This window comes from Methanococcus vannielii SB (assembly GCF_000017165.1).
GTDB lineage: Archaea > AGJL01 > Methanococci > Methanococcales > Methanococcaceae > Methanococcus > Methanococcus vannielii.
The window spans coordinates 1,498,502-1,516,937 of sequence record NC_009634.1; the positions used below are offsets into that span (position 1 = coordinate 1,498,502).

The window sequence follows — 18,436 nt, forward strand, 5'->3', positions numbered from 1 at the left end:
GTATATAAATGATTAATACGTCATTACTATAAAAAGATTTAAATTCAAAAACGAATTTTCGTTTTACGTTTTTCTTTTGATTTATTAATATTTTATCAACTAGTTTTTCAAAATTATCAAAAATAGGTGAGAGCTATGCAAGAACAAGAAGTAACTCAAACAAGAGTAAGAGTGCCAAGAGAGTCAGATAATGAAATTTTAGGCGTAATTGAACAAATGCTTGGTGCAAGTAGGGTTAGAGTAAGATGTATGGATGGGCATCTTAGAATGGGAAGAATTCCTGGAAAATTAAAGAGAAAAATCTGGGTAAGGGAAGACGATGTTGTAATTGTAACCCCTTGGGAAGTTCAAAGTGACGAAAAATGTGACATTATATGGAGATATACAAAAGGACAGGTTGATTGGTTAGCTAAGAAAGGGTACCTTGACTTCATGCGTTAGGGATAAAATATGAAAGACGTCCTTAAAATGGATTTAGCTAAACGAGAAAAACAGCTCGACCAAGAATTTCAAAAAAAGATTGTAGAACGGAAAAAAAAGTTTTTAGAATCTTTGAAAACTGAAAATGAAGTTTTTGATCAGAGAACTCTCCTAAATATGTATAATTTACTGGTTGGAAAACACGTGGATGAAATTTCAGGGGTAGTTAATTCTGGAAAGGAAGCAGTAGTATTTTCTGCCCATAAAGACGATGAATATTTCGCTTTAAAAGTATATAGGGTTTCTACATGTGATTTTAAAACTATGTGGAAATATATTCAGGGGGACCCAAGATTTCACTTAAGGAGAAGCAGTACTCGGCAGATTGTTACCGCATGGGTTGAAAAGGAATACCGAAACCTTTTAAGGGCGGGAGACTATATAACAACGCCTGAAGCAATTTTAAAGCGAGAAAATATACTTTTAATGGAATTAGTACATGAAGATGGAATTCCTTCTCCAAGATTAAAGGATGTTGAAGTAGATTTTAAAGAATTTTATGAAATGATTCGGGAAGATATGAAAATACTTTACCAAGAAGCAAATCTTGTACATGGCGACCTTTCAGAGTATAACATACTGGTAAATGACGATGAACCAGTATATATCGACTTTTCGCAAGGCGTTGTATCACAGCATCCTTTATCTAAAACACTTCTTATTAGGGACGTTAAAAATGTATGCGGTTTCTTTAAACGCAAAGGAATTAAAACCGACTATAAAGAATTTTATAAATTCGTTTCAGGAGAAGAATTAGACTTAATTGATGAAGAAATGGCCAAGTCATATTAAGGGACTAATTAATGGAATATATAAATTACATTTAACCATATATTTTTAATAGCAGTTTAATATTTTTTTAATAACTACAAAATCCTAATTTACAAGTTTGGTGAGACTTTATGTATGAGAACGTGGAAGTAGTGAAGATTCCAAAAGAGAGAACAGGGGCACTTATCGGAACTCACGGCGAAGTACGGAAAAAAATCGAGGCCGACCTTGGAGTTGAACTTGAAATTGACTCTGAAGGAGAAGTTACGATATATTCAACAGAAGAACAAAAAGATGCACTTGCACTCTGGAAAGCAAGGGATATTGTAAAGGCAGTTGGTAGGGGTTTTAGTCCCGAAAAAGCTTTAAAACTGCTTTCTGATGAACATTCCTTTGAAACTATTGACATTACAGAATATGCAAGTTCTGATAAAGCTCTACAAAGGTTAAAGGGTAGAATTATAGGGAGTTCTGGAAAATCAAGACGTTACATTGAGGAACTTACTGGAACACACGTTTCAGTTTACGGGAAAACAGTTTCAATTCTTGGGGAAATAGAACCAGTTCAAATTGCAAAAGATGCAATAGAAATGCTTTTAAGGGGAACATCACACTCAAAAATGTACAAATTCCTTGAAAGGCATAGGCAAGATGTTAAAAGAAGTGAATTACGACTTTGGAAATAATTAATTTTATTTTTTTATTCTTTTTTATTTTGAAATTTATTTATTTGAATTTTTAACAACTTTGTTTTCTTTAAATTTTAAAAATATTGGTTTTAAAAATATTAGATTTTAAGGGCAATTAATCTTTTTTAGCCCTCAATTGTTTTATTTTTTTAATAATCATACCTGTATCTTCATCTGAAATATTTTTACGAAGACTTAAGGCGGATTCTTCTCGTTTCAATTCGTCTTGCGGCTTTAAAAGTTTTACAATGTCTGACTTTGATTTCATGTTAAATTTTTTACCATTATAGTGCTTTGCAATTACGTAAACTTCCGCACTTTCTTCCCTTGAAGCCCTCGGTTTTGTTGTAAATGCTTTATCAAAGTATTCTGAAACTAATTCTACATATTTATAGAATAAATCACCTTGAAAAACCTTAACTACAAAATTTCCCCCTTTTTTAAGCATTTTTGTAGCCGTCATCAGTGCCATTGTTGTAAGTTCAAGAGACCTTGTATGGTCAACATCCCATACTCCACTAATATTTGGTGATGCATCGCATATAATGACATCAGGCTTTTCAGGAAGTATGTCTTGAATCTTTTTTAAAGTTTCTTCATCAGTCATATCGCCTTTAACTGCAATAACATTTTCATAAGGAAGGGGTTTGATCTGCTGTAAATCAATTCCAACAATAAATCCTTCTTCACCCGTCATGTCTCTTGCTGCTTGGAGCCAACCTCCGGGCGCACAGCCTAAATCTACCACGACATTTTTTTCTTTAATTATATTAAATTTTTCATTTAACTGGAATAACTTATATGTTGCTCTTGAACGGTAATTTTTCCGCTTAGCTAAATTATAATAAGGGTCTTTTTTTCTTTGAAGAACCCATCTTTTATCCTTTTTTCCCATTTTATCTCCTTAAACTAAATATCTAATTAATTTAAATTTCTTCATAATTTGTAAGATTTGAGTAATCCATTGATTTGTGCAGCGTTTTTACTTCAATGGGTATACCAAGGCTGTTCACGTTTGAAAAAGGATTAACTCCTCCAATTGTTGTAATTCCAAACATGCATTTTTCAACCCTTACGCCACAAATGTCATTATTTGGCCTCCCAATTTCAATAACTGAGTTCCAATTAAGTTTTTCAGTAATTGCTCTAAACTGTTCATTTGCAGAAAGTGGAACTTTACTTATGCCTGCTAAAATGTATTTTTTACCGTCACCTTTATTAAAAAATACTTCATGAGGATTAAGTGATGTACCTTCATATGCGATTGCTTCAATAAATCGATTTTTATCCGGTTTTATCTCTAAAACTCCACCATAATATGGAATTACAGGAATTTTGTTTTTCAAAAATACTCCATTAACTGTAAGGGAGCATATTGTATAAATATTCATGAATTCACTATCATATTCTATTTTTAAAACGTTGGAAATTGCAAGCTTTTTTTCATAACTTTCTTTCAATGCATTAATTGTTTCTTCCCGATACCTTATTGGAACCTTTGCACCGTTTACTATAACGTTTCCACTATGACTTTCCATATCGTAATTTACAACTTGCATTAAAGATAGCATTTTTGATAATACGGGAGTTACGCTGTAATTTCCCTTCTTATTTTTTGGAGTTAAGTATCCTTTTGCCCGAGTATCAAGAGTAGACATATCTTTAATAGTAGTTGCTTCGGCAATATGCATCGGATACCCTAATTCATAAGGTATGCAAAGCGGAGTTAGTCCTCCAACCAATACGACCCCTATTTCATCCTGATTTAAGCCCATACCAAGAACATTTTCAGTATCATATGCTAAAACTGAATTTAACATGTTATTTTTTACAATTCTTTCAAATTTTTCCTCGCATGATTTGGGAATTGCCCTAAAATTTGCAGGAACAAATCCTTCTCCGTTTTCAATTACTCCTAAAACATTGGTTTTTTTCTGGGTGATAAACGCAACTAAAGGGTCAATTGATGAACTTCTAAAGTCTATTATTCCTTCAAAGTTTACTGGCTCATAATCTTCAAATTTTACAATTCCCCCATATTTTGGAAGTGATATTATACCGTTTTTAAGAAGAAAATTGTCAAAGTTAACACTGCATAGGGTTTCTACAGATGTGGAATCTCCTTTTTTCTTAATTGTAAGGTAGTCCCCAACACAGTAGCCTGCTTCAAAAGATTTATAAATTAATTCTTTTATTTTTTTATATTCTCCTTGGTACGTTGCAGTGTTTATTATAACTTTTGATGGAAAATCTGAAATGTAAATCATATCAAGAACGTGAGAAAATGTTGAACCGATTCTATACGAAATATTCGCTTTTTCAAGCTCCTCAATTCCTTTTTCAGTAATTTCTCTTCCAGAATAGCCTAATCTAATAGTAAGGTTATTTTCATCGAGTGTTTGCAGGTGGTAACGGACTGCACGTTCGCCTATATCGTAACCTCTCTGTTTGAGCATGTTTGCAATTATTTTTGCCCCAACAGGTTCAGATGATTCTGAAAGAATAGTTAATATTTCAATATCAATATCTTTGTCCATAACGCCACCTTTAACTTAAAAATCGCCATAAAGACTGCAAAAATTTATTTTTAGCTATATTAAATCGTTAAAATTATTGGATTTACTCGTTAAATTTTATTTTTAAGGTTTCTATATCCTGAAGAAATTAAAGCAGCCCCAACAGCACCAATGTATTGCGAATACTTTGGAACTATTATTGTTTTTCCTAAAATTTCTTCTAGTGCCATTACCATTCCTTTTAAAAGACTACTTCCACCAACTAGTATTAAAGGGTCTCTTACATCGACTTCTTGAAGTTGTTGTTCGTAAATTTGTTCGGCAACAGAGTGTGCAGCAGCTGCTGCAACGTCGTTTGGAGTCGCCCCTCCAGCAAGGCCTGTTACTAAATCCTGAATACCGAATACGATACAGTAACTATTCATCATCACGTTTCTCCAGTTCCCTTCAGCTGCAATATCTCCTAATTCCTGTATTGTTACACCAAGCCTTTTTGCAGTTATTTCGAAAAATCTACCGCTAGCTCCAGCACAAATTCCGCCCATTGTAAAGCCGTCAGGTATTGCATTATTTAATGAAATTGCCTTGTTATCCATTCCGCCAATATCAATTACGGTTGCTTCCCCATTTTGAGTGCCGGCTAAAAATGCAGCTCCTTTTGAGTTTACCGTTAATTCTTCCTGAATTAAATCCGCATTAAAGTGATTTCCAAGGGTTCTTCTACCGTAACCAGTAGTACCTATTGTTTCAATATCTTCCATTTTTAGTCCAGATTCTTTTAAAGCATTGTCAAGAGCTTCCTGGGCTGATGAAATAACGTCTTTAGTATATACCCAACCAGTTCCAACTATTTCGTTATCTCTCATTATAATGGCTTTTGTAGTGGTTGAACCACTATCAAGTCCAAGGCTTATTCCCTCCTGTTTTTTTCTTGCAAGAAGTGCTTTTTTGTCAACAATAGTAACAAGAGCTTCCATTCTTGTAAGAAGTTCGGATGCCTTTGTTCTTTCAGTAAATGAGTACATTACAACAGGTAAATCTGTATTTTGCTGTAGCAATCTTCTTACTTCATTTCTTACAAGGGCCCCTTCTGCACACCTAAAACATGTTGCAATAAAAACCGCTTCAGCATCAGTATTTCCTTCTATAATCGACATGGCTCGTGCAAACATTAATTTTAAATTAGCAGATGCAACTTCAAAACCTAAATAGTCGTTTACTTTGTCAATATATTCTAAATCGACTTCTGGAAATACTATTTCTCCACCGACCTGCTTTGCAGCTTTTTCAATTTCGGCCTGCACACCACTATACTCTGCCCCACATGTAAGCTCTGCAATTTTAACAGCCATGCGTATCACCAAGGTAAATCAAAATCCTAAATTATAATTTATCAAAAAAATACCGTTATTACTCTATTTATACGATTTTCCAGTATTTATTAATAGTGATTGATATTTAAAAAACAGGCAATCTAAAAATTTTTATAACTATGTTTTTCTTATATTTTCTTATAATTACGTTTTTTAAATATTTTAAAGTTTAAGGATTTTAAAGTAATTTTAGATTTTTCGTTACTTTTGAAATCTTATCTTCTTTTTCAGGGCCAATTCCAACAGCAGTCAGGCTTCCCGGTTCAATCTGGGTCTTTCCAGCATCCCTTATCAAACTGCAGGGTAATCCATCTATATTTACATCCCTAAATATTTCTAGGAGTTCTTTTTCAGAATTTACTTTTAGCACTACTTTTTTTTGCCCTTCATTCATCCAATACATAACTGCACTCGGGCTTATTTTTTGAGCATGTAAATATGCTTGAATAGATGCATGACAGGCCTGTGCCGCCATTTTTCCCTTTCCCATCTTCAAGTCATTTCTTATAACAATAGCCTGTTCATACATAATTCTGCCATCCAAAAATATTTTAATCAGAATCTCTTTTTATATTTGTAATACTAGTAAATGCTTATTGCTATTTTAATATTATTGTCACTTCAAATTATCGATTTAAATACGGGTTTTATTGACTCTAATTTTAAGTAAATTAATGAAAAAATCATTGAAGTTATTAATCCGGGTGAGAAAATGTTTGAGATAAAGGCTAGAGATGCAATGGGGCGACTTGGACTCATAAAAATTAACGGGAAAAAAATTGAAACTCCTACAATAATGCCAGTAGTCCACCCAAATCCTAAAAAACAAACAGTATCAATTGATTTGATAAATAAACTTTCAGATGTAATTATAACGAACTCTTATATTACTTATACAACGCCCGAACTAAGAGAAATTGCTGAAAATAAGGGAATTCATCATTTAACTGGTTTTAAAAACGTTGTTGTAACAGATAGCGGTTCATTTCAGCTAAGTGTTTATGGAAATGTTAACGTTGAACCAATGGAAATAATCGATTTTCAGGAAAAAATTGGCGTAGATGTTGGAACAATTTTAGACATTCCAACTGCACCTGATGTATCAAGAGAAAAAGCTGAAAAGGAACTTTTAGAAACATTTAAACGTGCAGAAGATTCAATTCAAAGAAGAAACGATAGAAATTACAAATTAGCTTTAAATGGGACTGTTCAAGGGTCAACGCACCTTGATTTAAGACGTAAAAGTGCAGAAGTAATGGGAAAAATGGACTTTGAAATTTACCCAATAGGTGCGGTAGTCCCTTTAATGGAGGATTATCGATATAGGGAAGTTTCCGAAATTATAATAAACTCAAAAATGCACCTTCCAACAAATAAGCCAGTACATTTATTTGGTTGCGGACACCCGATGTTATTTGCGCTTTCAGTTGCACTTGGCTGTGATTTATTTGATAGTGCTGCATACGCACTTTATGCCAAAAATGGTAGGTATTTAACGGAAAATGGAACTCTCCACCTTGATGAACTAAAGGATTTGAAAAATTTCCCATGTTCCTGTAAGGTTTGTAGTGAATACACTCCAAAACAGCTTCAAAATATGAAAGAAAAAGAAAGAGAACGTTTACTTGCAGAACACAATCTTTACGTTACATTTGAAGAAATTGATAGGATTAAAAATGCTATAAAAGATGGAAATCTTTGGGAACTTGTTGAAGAGCGATGTAGGAGCCATCCTAAACTTTTAAACGGTTTAAGGGTAATTTCAAAATATATGGACTTTATTGAAAAATATGATCCAGTATCTAAAAAGTCAGGATTTTTTTATACAGGATACGAAAGTATGGCAAGACCTGAAATTTATCGGCATAAACAGAGATTAAATCGGTTAAAATTTGATAAAATATACGTTACAAGTATTTCTGAAAAAATAAACACTCCATATAGTGAAAATTTAAATAATATCCCTTGCGATGTTGATGTACTTATAAAAGATAGTGTATTTGGGTTAGTTCCGTTAAATATTGATACTATGTATCCATTATCCCAAAATGAAATCCCTGATCTTTATGACTTTGAAAAAAATTACAATAATGACTTTATTTCGGAATTTTTAGAAAATAATGCGGAAAAAGTTCTCGATATTTCAACATATAATTACTATATAAGTCATTATAATTCAAAAAAAGAATGCGAAAAAATAAATCCTGATCTTTTAAGGATTTCAAGAATGCTTGAATACCAGTATGGTGCAAAAATAATTGATAATGATTTTGAAAAACTTTCAGTTCGGAGGAGCAAAACAAGTGGTAGGATTAGAAACGTTCTTTTAGATAAGGAAGTTGTTTTCACGGTTCGTGCAAGCGATAACTTTTTAATCCCTGCAAAACTTGGTGCAGAAATGCTCCATAAAAAGCTTGAATTTCCAAAATATAGAGTAATTGTGGATAAAAGTGTTGAAGAATTTGCAAGAGCTGGAAAATCAGTATACTCTAAATTCGTAATAAACTGCGATAAAGAATTAAGGCCCTTTGAAGAAGTTCTGGTTGTAAATGAAAACGATGATTTGTTAGCATACGGAACAAACTTATTAAATAGTCAAGAATTAATGGAATTTGACTATGGGGTTGCAGTAAATATAAGGGGCGGCTTAAAGCTTGAATAATTAGAAAAGTAAATAATAAATAAGCTCTAAATAATTTACTTAACTTTAACTTGGATTTTCTAATCTGTTCGTTTAAACTTACTGGGTGATGATTTTTTGCTTAGAATGCTTTATAATGGCAGTATAATTTATATTGATGAAAAAAATGAAATATGGGCATCCCCCTGTTCATCGTCTACATACGTGGAAACAAAAAAGCATAAAATCGTCATTGATACCTCGAAAAAGGAAAAAATGAAGGTTATAATCTCTAATTTAAATAAGTTAGATGTAAGGTTAAAAGATATTGATTACGTAATAAATACCCACAATCACATAAGCCATACTGAAAATAACGACATCTTTAAAAATGCAGATATTTTAAAGTATTCTGACGGTTCACTAGATAATTTTAACGATTCAGAAATAGAAGTCTTATTAACGCCCGGACACACTTTTGACAGCATTTCTTTGATATATGACGATTATGTAATAGCCCCTGCTGCTGTAAACTCTAAAAGAAACATAATTGATGAAAAAATTGTAATTTCTGCAATAGACGATGAACTTGCAAGAAAATCAATTTTAAAAATAAAAAGCTTAAAAAAGCATATAGTAACTGCACACGAGGGTATACTTTATAATTATGAATACATTAAGCCCTAAATTTTCAGCTACCATTTTTTTATAACTTCATATTTTGGCCCATTAGGCGTTAAAATGCTTTTCATTAATGAAATAGAGTTTATTTCAATTTTTCCAAAATCAACGTAACTATTTTTATTAATTATTTCTCTTAAATTTTCTTTTAAATCATTTTCAAGATATTTAACTCTTCCAATAGTGATATGCGGTTCATAAGTTTTCTCCTTTTTAAAACCTAAATTAAAAAGCTTGTTATCAATATTACTCATGGTTTTTTGAAGATTTGTTGAACCAACCCATATAACTTTTACATATTCACTATTTGGAAAAGTCCCAATTCCTTTTATTTCTGAAAAAACTTTATTAATGCTTAAATCTGAATTAATTACCTTTTCAAGGGTTTTATCGTCAATATCTCCTAAAAATTTAACAGTTATATGTAAATTTTCAGTTTCAACGAGTTTTATACCTTTAAAATTGAAATTACTTTTTAAACCGTTTAACTTTTCTTTTAACTCATTTGGAAGTTCAAATGCTAAAAAACACCGCATAATTTTCCCTATTCTTCTAAAAATACCAAAATGTTATTTTCAACTTTATAATTTTTTTTACATACCTTACAGGTAATTTTTTTAATCCCTATTTCAAAATTACCTCCGCAAATCGGACATTTTAATATATCTTTTAATTTTTCAATCCATTCCATAACTTACACCTAAATCGTTTATTATTTATAATATTTTAATTATACGTATTTTCGTTTAATACAGGTGATTACTATGAACATATTTGTAAAATTTTTAATGGTAATAATGGTGTTATTTTCAGGATGTATTGATACGAACGATAATTCTGTTTTGGAAGTTAATTCAGAACAATTTTCAGATGTTTTATATCAGGTATCTACGATAAATGCGTTGATGGAAGGCCTTTATGATGGATTTATTCCTGTAAGTGATCTTTTAACCCATGGAGATTTTGGAATAGGGACTTTTGATAAACTCGACGGAGAAATGGTTGTTTTAGATGGAATATGTTACCAAATTAAGGCAGATGGTGTAGCGTACACTGTTGAAAATGTAACAACTCCTTTTGCGGTAGTTACCTGGTTTGAAAACGATGAAACGTATTATTTAAATGATATGAATATTTCAGAGTTTGAATCATACTTTGAATCTAAATTCCCTTCAAAAAACATGATTTATGCAGTGAAATTAACAGGAAATTTCTCAAAAATAAAAACAAGAAGTGTTTCACCCCAAGAAAAAACTTACGAAAAACTTGCAGATGTTGTAAAAAATCAGTCAATATTTGAATTTGAAAATGTTTCTGGAACTTGTGTTGGGTTTTGGATTCCCGATTTCATGTCTGGTTTAAATGTTCCTTTGTACCACTTACATTTCATAACTGATGATAGGACTGCAGGAGGTCACATTCTTGATTTTGAAATAAATTCTGTTGAAGCTTCATTTGATATAACACCAGAATTTTATGTGATATTGCCAACTTCTGAAGAATATTATGGCATGGAATTTTCAGATAATCTTGAAAATGATATAAAAATCGTAGAAAAACAATAAATCTTTTTTAAACCTTTTTTAGTAAATTCAGGTAAACATGCAAAAATATATCATTTCTCAAAATCATAAAATTAAACATGGATATTTTTGAGGGTGAGATATTGAAAGTAGTTGCATTTAATGGCAGTCCAAGATTGGACGGAAATACTTCAATTTTAATTGAAAAAGTTCTAAAGGAACTTAAAAATGAGGGAATTAAAACAGAGCACGTACACGTTGCAAGAGAAAAAATGCGAGGATGTACGGCATGTTATAAATGTTTTGAAACAAAAGATAACAAATGTGTCATACTTGGAGATATTTTAAACAGTTTTATTGAAAAAATGGTTGAATCAGATGGAATAATCCTTGGCTCCCCAACTTATTTTACGGATGTCACTACTGAAATGAAGGCATTAATTGATAGGGCAGGATTTGTTGCAAAAGCAAATGGAGATATATTAAAAAGAAAAATTGGTGCCGCAGTTGTTTCTTTTAGGCGAGCAGGTTCTATTCATACATTTGATACTTTAAACCACTTTTTTTCAATAAATCAAATGATAACGGTTAATTCAAGCTATTGGAATGTTGGAATGGGCCTTAAAAAGGGCGAAGTAAATAACGATTCTGAAGGACTTCACACGATGGAAGTATTGGGACAAAATATGGCGTGGGTTTTGAATAAACTTAAATAACGTTTAAAATAACATTGAATTTGAAAATCTAAAAATTTATATTTACTGAACTACTTTTATTTTTAAATTCATTTAAAATTTAAACATTTTTAGAAAAGCAGGAAAATATATCTACCTTTGGAAAACCCAGTTTTCATAGATTCCGAACGGATACTCAAAAAGGCCGCCTTGTAGGTAGAACTGCTAAATACAGTATCATTAAAATCAACTGCAAAATAAATTAGTCTTGTTATTATATATAGTTATTTTAACCTAAATTTCCAGTAAATTCCCTAGTTACAATCGTTGCATAATTTCCCCGCTCTAATTTAAAGCTTAAAGTAAGCACTTTTTCCTTAAATTCGCTTTTAAAGTCGTAAACTGGGGTAATTAATTTTCGTCTTGTCCCATAGAAATTTCCAAAATCTTCTATTTTAAATTTTTTTAAGTCAATGTTTTCACGATTAAATATTTCTTTTTCAATTTCGCCCTGAATTCCTTTACCAAATTCTGTATTGTAACCAATTAATGCCCCAGTTGGTATATTATCTTCTAAAATATCTCCCGTAAGTGGTTCAAATCCAAAGTTATACCTTTCATTTACCATTTCATTAAAAAGATATGCTTGGTAAGCATTTACAAACATACTATTTAATTGCGGAGGAAGTGCGGTAAACGCCATTTTAAAGTCCTTATATTTAAAATACTGTTGAATTAATCTTTTTTCATATTCATTTCCTTTGGAAAATAGTTTTAATGCGCCCTTAAAATTTCCTGAATCAACAAGTTCCCGTGCCTCCTTTTCATCACCCGTTTCACTTATTGGGGTTCCGCAGTATGTGTAAAATGCACTTTCAAAATCTCTCTCATATATAAATTTTCCAACTATATGGGTAATAGGCCTTTTAAGCCCAAAACGCTGTATTCCAAAATAATTTAAAACATGGTCAAGTTTAAGATCTGAAAGGTTTTCTAATTCCATATATTTTTTTTCAATATCTCTTATGTTTATCGTAAACCGGTTTCCAAAGAGGTCCCCCATTCTAAGCTTTTTATTAGACTTTTGAATATCTTTTATTATTATTTCAGGAATTTTAACGCTTTCAAGCTGTTCTTTTTTAAGCCCAAAACATCCCATTCTCTGAGTAGTTACTGCAAATTTGTCTTTTGTTCCAGCAAATCCAAAATTTTTCCGTTTAGTTTTAGTCGCCCTTACAATTGCACTTAATGCATCCATAGTGTTCCAATTTCGTTTTTCAAGGGTAAAATGGATAAATGAACCGTTCCAAGGAGTTTCATCTAAAAAATCAATTTCTTTTCCAACTTCTAAAACTGTTCCATCAGGCATTATTTCTTCTACAATAAAGTCTTCAGGATATTTTTTTAAAGTTCCCCCAAATCTATTCGTTTTAAGTATATATTTTTCAATATTTAACGGCATTTCTTTTAGTTTACCATCTATTTTATTTTTTCTAAATTTTAAGGATATATTTTTTCTAAAATCCGACATAATATCATTAGTTTCTTTTTTTCTTGCTTCCTGAATAAATTTAAAGTTCATGCTACTTCCCCGTTTAAAATTAGTTTTATATAACTTGATTACTATGTTTACATAAAAAAGTATTTAGTAATGCCTCTATTTTACTATGTCCTACCGATTTTAAGTGATAATTATGTACATTGGAATTGATGATACAGATAGCCTAGAAAACTACTGCACAACATATATTGGAACAATATTGATGGAAGAACTTCAAAAAAACTATGTATTGGATATCCCTAAATTAATACGAATGAACCCGATGGTAAAATATAAAACAAGGGGAAATGGAGGGATTTCCTTACACATAGTTGAAAAAAATAATGAACTTTCAGATTCTGATATTAATATAATAAAAAAAACAGTTGTAAAAACAGTTGAAAAATTTAGTGATTTTAAATGCGACAATACAAATCCTGGAATCGTATTTTTAAGTGAAGAAAGTTATAGTAAAAATGAAAAAAAACTTGAAAACTATTATAAATCTGTTTTATACGATATTTTATCAGTAGATTATACCGAAAAGCTTTTAAATGAAATAAATGCGGAATTTATTAAATATAAGAACGGATATGGAATTATTGGGGCCCTTGGTGCAATTTCTTCAAAACCGCCGTTTACATATGAACTTCTAACTTATCGTGAAGAATCCGTTTGGGGAACAAAGCGAGAAATAGACGATTTTTCAGTAGTCAATATGAATGAAAAAACTTTTCCATATACTTTTAACAATTTAGATGGAAAAAAACCAATTATTACCCCCCATACGCCATGTCCGGTATTATATGGAATTAGGGGAATTTCTAAAACTGTATTAAATAACGCTAAAAATATAATAAAATCCGAAAGAATTTTAAAATCTCAAATATTTGTCACAAATCAGGGAACTGATGCCCATTTGCGTTTTATGAAAATAAAAGATATGTACCCAGATACGGGCGTGATTTCTTACGGCCAAGTAGTCCAAAAACCAATTGAAATTACTGGTGGCCATGTTTTATTTAAAATAAAGGACGATACTGGGGAAATTAACTGTATTTCTTATGAGCCTACGAAAGAATTTAGGAATATTATTCGAAAACTTGATATTGGGGATTTAGTTGGTGTTTACGGAACTGTTCGAAAAAATCCCTTTGAAATAAATATCGAAAAATTAAAAATAGTTTCACTTAAAAAACAATACGATAAAAATAAAAAGTGCGAATGCGGCGGAACATTAAAATCAAAAGGTTTAAAAAGCGGTTACAAGTGTAATTTATGTAGTAGAAAAATTGATTATGATAAAATATCTACTTTTGAGATAAAAAGGGATATTTTTGAAGGGTTTTACGAAGTAATTCCTTCTGCAAGAAGACACCTTAGTAAACCAGTTCAACTGTACGATTTTGACTTGCAAGTAATTGATAAGTACGATTAAAAACAAATGTTTGGAAGAAATAGGTACTCCATAAACAGTTAAAAATAATTAGTAATAGCAATATTAATTGCTAACTAAAAATAATTAATAAATACATTAAAATTTTATTTTAAGTTTAAGTTTAAGTGATTTTATGCTTGAAGAAATTTTAAATGGTAACATCGAAAAAAAGACCATAACTCAAATTTACGGGCCCCCGGGCGTTGGAAAAACTAATATATGTATAATTTCAATGATAAAAACAATAGAGCAGGGTAAAAAGGTAGTTTATATTGATACTGAAGGAGGTTTATCTATTGAACGGGTAAAACAAATATTTAAAGAAGATTTTAACACACTACTTAAAAATATCCTACTCTATGAGCCTTCAACATTTGAAGAACAGACAAAAGTGCTTGAAAAGATACTGCTTCTTGAAAATATCGGACTTATAATTATTGACGGCATTGTTTCACTTTACAGGCTAGAACTTTGTGACGATATAGTCGAAAACACGAAATTAAATCGTATTCTTGGAAAACAGATATCCACGCTTTTAAAAATTTCAAGAAAAAAAGATTCAGGAATATTAATTACAAATCAAGTAAAAGATTCATTATCTGGATTTGAACCTGCGGGAGGAAGACTTTTAGAATATTGGAGTAAATCAATTATTCGTGCTGAAAAAAAGGACACGTATAGAAAACTCACGCTTGAAAAACACCGATGTTTTAAAGAAGGAGAAATTTTGAAATTCATAATTATTGAAAATGGAATTGAAATATTAAAAAATTAGTACTAGTATTATTTTAAAGGATTTTTAAAGGATTTTATATTTTATATCGTTTTTTAACCCATTTTAAAAAAATTATATATACCATGTTTTACACATATGTGTAAGTAGATTATTAACGGGGGATTTTATGAAAATATTGTTAAAGCTGTTTGTAGAAAGCCAAAACCTTGGAAAAGCGATAAATGCATTATCTGAGGGGGGAATATCTGGATTTTATTTAAAAGAGTATCAGGGAATGTCTCCAAAAGATTGGAGGGGTTTTTTGCTTGCAGAAGAACCTGAAATGGCAATAAAGATTGTAAACGAATTGTCCCAAGATACTGTAGTTATAAATTCGATAGTGGGTATTGAGGGCCTTGTTAAAATAAAAGAAATGATTCGAAAGAAGCTTGAAAATGAGAAATACACATTAATAGAACTTCCCGTCTTAGGTATGGAAGTAAATTCACCTGAATAAGTGATTTTATGCAATTTAGAAAAGGAAGGCCCAAAATACTTCGACTAATATCTGAAGAGCCAAAATTTAATATTTTTAAACCTGTAGGAATTCCAAAAAACGAGCTTGAATCAGTTGTTTTAACTTTAGAGGAGTTAGAGTCATTAAGGCTTGTTGATTATGTTGGACAGTCTCATGAAGATGCTGCAGACTCCATGGGAATTTCAAGAAGGGTATTTTGGAATATATTAAAATCTGCTCGAAAAAAAGTATCAGATGCCCTGATAAATGGAAAAATGATAGATATTGGTGGCGGATACTACCAGATAAGAAAATGCAATGAACAAGAGTGTCAAGGAATGCCGTGTAGATTTGGATTATCAAACTGTTTTAAAAATAAAAATAAAGATAACGAATTGTAATTATGTATCCCTTAGGTGATAGCAATGCTGCTTTTAGAAGTTAAAAATGTTTCAAAAAAGTTTGGAGATACAACTGTATTAAAAAATATAAACTTTAATTTAAATGAGGGGGAAGTTTTAGGAGTTCTTGGAAGAAGCGGTGCTGGTAAATCCGTATTACTCCATATGTTAAGAGGCATGGAAGGATATGAACCTACAACTGGCCAGATAATTTACCACGTTTCGGTATGCCCTAGATGTGACCATGTTGATGTCCCATCAATGGTTGGAAAAAAATGTAACTGCGGAAAAGAATATATCTTAAAATCAGTAGACTTTTGGAATCAAAATGAATTTATATACCCTTTAAAGAAAAAAATTGCAATAATGCTTCAGAGAACCTTTGCACTATACGGTGAAAGGACTGTTGGGGAAAATATAATGGAATCACTTACTTCTGCAGGGTATGATGGAAAAGAAGCAACGGAATCTGCGTTAAGTCTTATAAAAATGGTAAAATTGGAGCATAGGGTTGCACATATTTCAAGAGATTTAAGTGGCGGGGAAAAACAAAGGGTAGTATTGGCAAGACAAATTGCAAAAAATCCTGTTATATTTCTTGCTGATGAACCCACTGGAACGCTTGACCCAAAAACTGCAAAATTTGTACATTCAGCACTTACTGAAACAGTAATTAAGCATAAAATAGCAATGATAATAACTTCACACTGGCATGAAGTTATAGAAGAACTTTCTCAAAAAGCATTATGGCTTGAAAGTGGCGAAGTAAAAATGTTTGGTGAAAGTAAAGAAGTAGTTTCTGAGTTTGTAAAAACTATTGATTCTATGAGAAAATTTGAAGATGTGGAATTAAAAGATGAAATTTTAAAAATAGAAAATGTTGAAAAAAGATATGTTTCAGTAGACCGTGGAATTGTTAAAGCAGTTGATGGAATCGATATTTCTGTAAAAGAAAAGGAAATTTTTGGACTTGTTGGAATTAGTGGTGCGGGAAAAACAACGCTTTCAAAAATTATTGCAGCCGTATTGCCTTCATCAAAAGGAACTTATGAATTTAGGCTAGGTGATGAATGGATAGATATGACTAAAGTTGGCCCAGCATTTAGGGGTCGTGCAAAAAGGTATGTTGGAATGTTATTTCAAGAGTACAGTCTTTACCCCCATCGTACAATACTTTACAATCTTACAGAATCAATCGGTCTTGAAATGCCTGGCGAATTTGCTAAAATGAAGGCAGAGCACACTCTCGTTTCCGTAGGTTTTGGTGAAAAAGAAGCCGAAAATATGCTCGAAAAGTATCCTAATGAGCTTAGTGTTGGTGAAAAGCATAGGGTTGCACTTGCACAAGTTTTGATACGTGAACCTCACCTTGTACTTTTGGACGAGCCTACTGGAACAATGGATCCCATAACAAGAAATCAAGTTGCAGAATCTATTCAAAAATCAAGAAGCGAATTGGAGCAGACTTATATTATTGTTTCACATGACATGGACTTTGTTTTAAATGTTTGTGACAGAGCCGCACTTATGAGGGGCGGAAAAATCGTAAAAATGGGAAAACCTGATGAAATCATAAAAATTCTTTCACAAGAAGAAAAAGAGGAAATGCTTTCAAACTAAATTTTTTTAGTTTCAAATAAATCTTCTTAAGGAATTATTCTAACATTTTTTCAATATACGATACTTCATTAACTAAAATTTCAATTTTTTCAAATTTAGATAAAGTTTTTTTATAAATTAAATCGTTTAATTCAAGATTTAACACTCCATTATATTTATATTTGTATAAAAGATCGTTTAATGGCTTTGAAAAATCTATTTTTGAACTGGATATAGGGTAGTGGTCTTTTCCATTAACTCCTGAAATATGTACATTTTTTATGTACTTATAAAGCACTTTAACAAAATCCGTTGAATCTCCCCTTGCATGTGCAAAATCAAGGGTTAAGTTTAGATTTTTAAAATTTTCAAGTGTTTTTTCCATCTCACATACTAAATAGCAGATATGGTTTACTTTTTTTGTAGAATTTTCAAGGCATAGCGATATATCGTTTATTAAAGCATATTCTTCACACTTTTTTAAATATTCATAAAAATTTACGTATTCTTCAAGGGTTGGCACTCTTTTTGTTGGCCGTTTGCCTGCATGAATTGTAACGAACTTTGAATTTAGGAGTTTTGAAAGCTCAATTGCCCAAAGTGTTTCTTTAAGCGTTATTTCTCTTATATTTTCATTATTTGATGAAGGATTTAATTCAATATATGGGGAATGAACCGTAATATTTAACTTTGAAAGAATCTTTTTTACGTTTAAAACATAATCTAAATCATTTCGTTTTTTCCAAAATGCCGGATTTTCTGGAACAAATTCCATGTACTTTAGCCCGATATCATTATAAATATCAACTATTTCATCAAACTCATATTCCCAAAAAAACAATGAAGAGCAACCTATCTTTACCATGCTTTTTAATATTTTTATTTACATATAAAAAATT

Annotated in this window: 20 protein-coding genes; 12 read left to right on the forward strand and 8 right to left on the reverse strand. The window is 31.2% G+C overall.

All coding sequences use genetic code 11. From position 1 onward, the window contains the following. Nucleotides 1-135: 135 nt before the first annotated feature. The 3 genes from eif1A (at nt 136) to MEVAN_RS07610 (ending at nt 1,937) form a co-directional block, all read left to right on the forward strand. Nucleotides 136-441, forward strand: coding sequence for a translation initiation factor eIF-1A (gene eif1A / locus MEVAN_RS07600; protein ID WP_012066283.1), 306 nt, complete (start codon nt 136-138; stop codon nt 439-441). Between the two features lie 9 nt (nt 442-450). Next, nucleotides 451-1,272 (forward strand): serine protein kinase RIO, encoded by an 822-nt coding sequence (locus MEVAN_RS07605; protein ID WP_012066284.1) that lies wholly within the window; start codon nt 451-453, stop codon nt 1,270-1,272. A gap of 110 nt (nt 1,273-1,382) precedes the next feature. Further along, nucleotides 1,383-1,937: a KH domain-containing protein gene (locus MEVAN_RS07610; protein WP_012066285.1), complete on the forward strand. Its 555-nt coding sequence runs from the start codon at nt 1,383-1,385 to the stop codon at nt 1,935-1,937. A gap of 118 nt (nt 1,938-2,055) precedes the next feature. Here MEVAN_RS07610 and MEVAN_RS07615 read toward each other — a convergent pair whose 3' ends face one another. From MEVAN_RS07615 to pth2, 4 genes are all read right to left on the reverse strand, one after another. Then, the gene (locus MEVAN_RS07615; RefSeq protein WP_012066286.1) at nt 2,056-2,835 is read right to left on the reverse strand and encodes an RlmE family RNA methyltransferase; all 780 of its coding nucleotides are present in this window, start codon (nt 2,833-2,835) and stop codon (nt 2,056-2,058) included. 31 nt (nt 2,836-2,866) lie between these two features. Continuing rightward, on the reverse strand, nt 2,867-4,477 hold the full coding sequence (locus MEVAN_RS07620; RefSeq protein WP_012066287.1) for a DUF128 domain-containing protein: 1,611 nt from the start codon (nt 4,475-4,477) through the stop codon (nt 2,867-2,869). 89 nt (nt 4,478-4,566) lie between these two features. Continuing rightward, complete coding sequence (locus MEVAN_RS07625; protein WP_012066288.1) at nt 4,567-5,808, reverse strand: methanogenesis marker 15 protein; 1,242 nt, start codon at nt 5,806-5,808, stop codon at nt 4,567-4,569. A 199-nt stretch (nt 5,809-6,007) separates the two neighbouring features. Continuing rightward, on the reverse strand, nt 6,008-6,358 hold the full coding sequence (pth2, locus tag MEVAN_RS07630; protein ID WP_012066289.1) for a peptidyl-tRNA hydrolase Pth2: 351 nt from the start codon (nt 6,356-6,358) through the stop codon (nt 6,008-6,010). Nucleotides 6,359-6,541: 183 nt separating this feature from the next. Between pth2 and tgtA the strand changes: the two genes are divergently transcribed. Beyond that, a complete protein-coding gene (gene tgtA / locus MEVAN_RS07635) occupies nt 6,542-8,491 on the forward strand; it encodes a tRNA guanosine(15) transglycosylase TgtA (RefSeq protein WP_012066290.1) in 1,950 nt (649 codons plus the stop codon). A 105-nt stretch (nt 8,492-8,596) separates the two neighbouring features. Further along, nucleotides 8,597-9,136 carry an MBL fold metallo-hydrolase gene (locus MEVAN_RS07640; protein ID WP_232179340.1) on the forward strand — a complete coding sequence of 180 codons (540 nt, stop codon included), beginning with the start codon at nt 8,597-8,599 and terminating at the stop codon, nt 9,134-9,136. Between the two features lie 8 nt (nt 9,137-9,144). Here the strand turns inward: MEVAN_RS07640 and thpR are convergent, their stop codons facing one another. Both thpR and MEVAN_RS08945 read right to left on the reverse strand, forming a co-directional pair. Further along, nucleotides 9,145-9,666, reverse strand: a complete 522-nt coding sequence (gene thpR, locus MEVAN_RS07645) for an RNA 2',3'-cyclic phosphodiesterase (RefSeq protein WP_012066292.1) — start codon at nt 9,664-9,666, stop codon at nt 9,145-9,147. Nucleotides 9,667-9,674: 8 nt separating this feature from the next. Further along, nucleotides 9,675-9,821: a hypothetical protein gene (locus MEVAN_RS08945; protein WP_012066293.1), complete on the reverse strand. Its 147-nt coding sequence runs from the start codon at nt 9,819-9,821 to the stop codon at nt 9,675-9,677. Between the two features lie 73 nt (nt 9,822-9,894). On the opposite strand from MEVAN_RS08945, the gene budA reads away from it, so the two are divergent. Together budA and MEVAN_RS07655 are read left to right on the forward strand one after the other, a co-directional pair. After that, on the forward strand, nt 9,895-10,695 hold the full coding sequence (gene budA / locus MEVAN_RS07650; RefSeq protein ID WP_012066294.1) for an acetolactate decarboxylase: 801 nt from the start codon (nt 9,895-9,897) through the stop codon (nt 10,693-10,695). A 101-nt stretch (nt 10,696-10,796) separates the two neighbouring features. Continuing rightward, nucleotides 10,797-11,369: a flavodoxin family protein gene (locus MEVAN_RS07655; protein ID WP_048059178.1), complete on the forward strand. Its 573-nt coding sequence runs from the start codon at nt 10,797-10,799 to the stop codon at nt 11,367-11,369. 247 nt (nt 11,370-11,616) lie between these two features. Here MEVAN_RS07655 and truD read toward each other — a convergent pair whose 3' ends face one another. Continuing rightward, on the reverse strand, nt 11,617-12,909 hold the full coding sequence (gene truD, locus MEVAN_RS07660; protein ID WP_048059179.1) for a tRNA pseudouridine(13) synthase TruD: 1,293 nt from the start codon (nt 12,907-12,909) through the stop codon (nt 11,617-11,619). Nucleotides 12,910-13,021: 112 nt separating this feature from the next. Here truD and MEVAN_RS07665 point away from each other — a divergent pair, with 112 nt between their 5' ends. The 5 genes from MEVAN_RS07665 (at nt 13,022) to atwA (ending at nt 17,558) form a co-directional block, all read left to right on the forward strand. Next, nucleotides 13,022-14,305: a tRNA(Ile)(2)-agmatinylcytidine synthase gene (locus tag MEVAN_RS07665; protein ID WP_012066297.1), complete on the forward strand. Its 1,284-nt coding sequence runs from the start codon at nt 13,022-13,024 to the stop codon at nt 14,303-14,305. A gap of 133 nt (nt 14,306-14,438) precedes the next feature. Beyond that, nucleotides 14,439-15,080 (forward strand): DNA repair and recombination protein RadB, encoded by a 642-nt coding sequence (gene radB / locus MEVAN_RS07670; protein ID WP_012066298.1) that lies wholly within the window; start codon nt 14,439-14,441, stop codon nt 15,078-15,080. 127 nt (nt 15,081-15,207) lie between these two features. Further along, nucleotides 15,208-15,537: an MJ1244 family protein gene (locus MEVAN_RS07675; protein WP_012066299.1), complete on the forward strand. Its 330-nt coding sequence runs from the start codon at nt 15,208-15,210 to the stop codon at nt 15,535-15,537. Nucleotides 15,538-15,545: 8 nt separating this feature from the next. After that, entirely contained in the window at nt 15,546-15,938 is a 393-nt protein-coding gene (locus MEVAN_RS07680) for a DUF134 domain-containing protein (protein ID WP_012066300.1), read from the forward strand. A gap of 24 nt (nt 15,939-15,962) precedes the next feature. Then, on the forward strand, nt 15,963-17,558 hold the full coding sequence (atwA, locus tag MEVAN_RS07685) for a methyl coenzyme M reductase system, component A2 (protein WP_012066301.1): 1,596 nt from the start codon (nt 15,963-15,965) through the stop codon (nt 17,556-17,558). Nucleotides 17,559-17,592: 34 nt separating this feature from the next. On the opposite strand, the gene MEVAN_RS07690 is transcribed toward atwA, so the two are convergent. Further along, nucleotides 17,593-18,402 (reverse strand): sugar phosphate isomerase/epimerase family protein, encoded by an 810-nt coding sequence (locus tag MEVAN_RS07690; protein ID WP_012066302.1) that lies wholly within the window; start codon nt 18,400-18,402, stop codon nt 17,593-17,595. Between the last annotated feature and the right edge of the window lie 34 nt (nt 18,403-18,436).